The sequence below is a fragment of the Enterococcus sp. DIV2371 genome, from assembly GCF_050498525.1.
Lineage (GTDB): Bacteria > Bacillota > Bacilli > Lactobacillales > Enterococcaceae > Enterococcus_B > Enterococcus_B mangumiae.
The window spans coordinates 1-2,583 of sequence record NZ_JBIPAJ010000004.1 but is presented as its reverse complement, the minus strand read 5'-3'; the positions used below and the strand labels follow the sequence as shown (position 1 = coordinate 2,583).

At 38.6% G+C, this 2,583-nt stretch carries 2 protein-coding genes; both read left to right on the top strand.

Annotation, left to right across the window (positions count from 1 at the left end):
• The first annotated feature begins 34 nt into the window (after window positions 1-34).
• Window positions 35-1,018 (top strand): replication initiation factor domain-containing protein, encoded by a 984-nt coding sequence (locus tag IGL24_RS15440; protein ID WP_207699840.1) that lies wholly within the window; start codon window positions 35-37, stop codon window positions 1,016-1,018.
• A complete protein-coding gene (locus IGL24_RS15435; RefSeq protein ID WP_207699839.1) occupies window positions 1,008-1,259 on the top strand; it encodes an antitoxin in 252 nt (83 codons plus the stop codon). Before IGL24_RS15440 ends, IGL24_RS15435 begins: the two co-directional genes overlap by 11 nt.
• The last annotated feature ends 1,324 nt before the right edge of the window (window positions 1,260-2,583 follow it).

The window sequence follows — 2,583 nt, the reverse complement described above, 5'->3', positions numbered from 1 at the left end:
AAGAATCTCTTTTTTCTTTGAGGAGGAACGGAATTTGAGTAAAAATGGCACGATTGTAAATGAGTGGGAAAATTTAACAGCCCTATCTAACAGGCGGTTAAGTGTGCAAACTTTGACCACCCCCCTAAAATTACATTGGTCGATTGACCGAATCACCATTGTTGGAAAATTAAAAGAAAATATTTATTATCACACTCAAAATGATGTGTTGATTTTAGATTTTGAACAGCTTATGCGCCTAAACGAAGGTAACGGATATTTAAAGGCGGTTGGGAATAATGGCTGGCAATTGTTAGACCAATATGAAGAAAATATTGCCTACATTGAAATTTTAAAATGGCAAGAGGGCAAAGGGCGGATTGACTTTAACCCCAATAAAATCAATCAATTTTTAGCTAGTTCAATGAAAAATTTCATTCATGATTTATTTCTAGAACCACATTTCTCACGTGCAGATATTGCTTGCGATATTATCGATGTGCCTGATGAGTTTATTACACAATATCGAGTGGTTGACCCTGTTTCGTTCAAACCAATCTATGGGCGGTCTGGGAAGCTGGAAACGGCTTATTGGGGCAGTCGTGCTAGTGAGAGACAAATAAGGATGTACAACAAAAAATTGGAACAAGAAACCAAGCGGAAAATTGTACCACCAGAAATAAAAACTTGGTGGCGACTGGAACTACAGTTACGGCGTGGAAAGGCGACGGACTGGTATGCGATGGTTAACGAAAGTTTAGATAGTTTTGCAAGTCCTCATTTTTTGCCGATTGATACAAAGCATACTGATAGAATTATGATTGCGGGATTGATTTCAGATCAAAATTTATGGGCTGGCTTGGCTCGTCATACAAAATATAAATATCGAAATTTGCTAAAAGAAGAAAGTCAGAATGATGAATTGACGAATCATTTGAGAGAAACTTTTTCAGAATCGGCAAATGATTTGAAAAGAGAATTAGACACTTGGTTACAAGGGCTTGATGTCACAGAAAGAGGTGAAGGCAATGAACTATGAACAAACGGTAAAAATCGAATCATTGAATGAATTATCAAAAGGTGTAACGGCAAGACTGATTGCGTATCTTTCAAGAGAAAATATTCCAATCGATAGTCCTAATGATTTTTATGCTTTGCTGTACCAGCAATTCAAAGAAATGCTGAATCTCAATTTATTTTCCCTGTCAGATATTGAACTAAAACGAGTAGAACAGTACTGGCAAAAAATGAATGACCTTGTTTTAACTTTTTCAAAATAAATTCGAGCGGAGCGACAAAAAACTGGAGTTAAAAATACGTTTAGCTTCAGTTTTTTTATCGGTATTAGGTGAAACCTAACAAGTAAAATGCGATTGCATTTTAGGATGTGTGCGCACACACCCGATGCTTGCCCCCTTCTCCTATTTGACGGTAATCTGACAAAAAAAGTCACTCGCATACTCGTGATGCCCTCGACGTTTTGTCAAAGTTTCCTCCACAAGTTCCGTCCAACTTTGCCAAAAGTTTTCGGGATACATTCTCCTTTTTGTCCATTTCTATTTTCCTGATTTTAGAATTTTTGGGTCGGTTATTTGGTCGTGTTTTTCCATTTTTCAGCAAGGTGGTACCACTTTGCTATGCTTGCAAGAGGAAAATATTTCCGCCGTCCGCCCCTAAATTTCGAAATTTGTTTGCTGTTTTGCCGTTGATCAAATTTGTAAAATTTTATTGTTGTTGAGTGTAGGGGGTTCTCGATTGAAAAGCGAGAACCCCCTACACTCAACAAGGCTAGCTAACAACGTTTACGATGAAATTCGGGGGCGGACGGCGGGTCCATGCCAGGGACCCTAGACCGGACCCCCAAAATGATGAAAATTGGAAACCGGACCCTAGGTGGAACCCCATACCGGACCCATTTGTTTTTAAACCCTTCTAAAATCGTTTCTGAGCGATTTTAAGAATTTGGGTTAACGGAGCTAAACAAAATAATAAAACTCCTTTTAGACAGAAAACTAGAGTGTGTGAGTGTACTTCTTTGTCAGTGGCAAGCATAGCAAGGTACATGTACCTTGCGTAAAAAACAAAAAAGAAGTCGGCACAAAATTTATATTTTGCGTCAACTTCTTTTTTGTTTTGAATCAACTTTGGGGCCTCCCCCAAACCCCATAATTAAATTTTTTGATGATGGCTGCTAGCGTTAAGTTCTTCGTTTAGTTGTCGGCGGAATCGTTAAAACACAAAAAGAGAACGAGAATGGAGCCCGCTTTTTGGCGACTGGTAGTGAACGTTTGTGTTAGATTCGACGTCCGACAGCTGAGCGAAGAACTGCGCCCTTTAACTTCGGCAGGAAGAGGCTCAAGGGGTTCGGGGAATGAAATTCCCTGAGGTCTTTGTATTTGTTTTTGTCAGTGTTATAATTAAAAAAACTGAAAAAAGAGCAAAAAAAAGCCGAGCGGTGTTGACGCACCCTCAGCCATTTACGGAAACTACTTGTACTAGCTCCGTAACTTCTTAATCATTATACGAATATTTTTAGGTTTCTTCAAGACTAGAGATTCTTGTTAATGAATTTTAAGGGTTACGTGAACTTTTAAAATTCTTTCC